Origin of the sequence: Salifodinibacter halophilus (genome assembly GCA_012999515.1) — a bacterium.
Taxonomy (GTDB): Bacteria; Pseudomonadota; Gammaproteobacteria; order Nevskiales; family Salinisphaeraceae; genus Salifodinibacter; species Salifodinibacter halophilus.
Map to the genome: position 1 here is coordinate 1 of JABEEB010000182.1, position 280 is coordinate 280.

1 protein-coding gene is annotated in these 280 nt (G+C 74.6%); it reads right to left on the reverse strand.

All coding sequences use genetic code 11. The features are described 5' to 3' along the window. Positions 1–82 precede the first annotated feature (82 nt). The coding region (locus tag HKX41_11225) for a sugar kinase (GenBank protein ID NNC24702.1) at positions 83–280 on the reverse strand (198 nt) is incomplete at its 5' end.

Below are 280 nucleotides of genomic sequence, written 5' to 3' on the forward strand. Positions count from 1 at the left end.
GGCAGTAACACGTTTTCTCATCGGAACGGGCGGGCAGACTCCCCTGTCCGCCGCCGGTCCCGGTCGCCGCCCCGGTTGCCGCCTACTCGCTCCGAAGCGTCGCGCCGGCGGGGGGGACGCGACAGCGCTCCGGGTCGTAGCCGGCGTCCGTCAGCCCCGACCCGACCGCGAACACCGTCTCGCCGAGCATCGCCATCGAGCCGTCGCCGCCGGCCGCGCGCACGTCGTCGATAGCGGTTTCGACCCGGTCGGTCAGGAGGCCGGCGTCGCGGGCGAACCG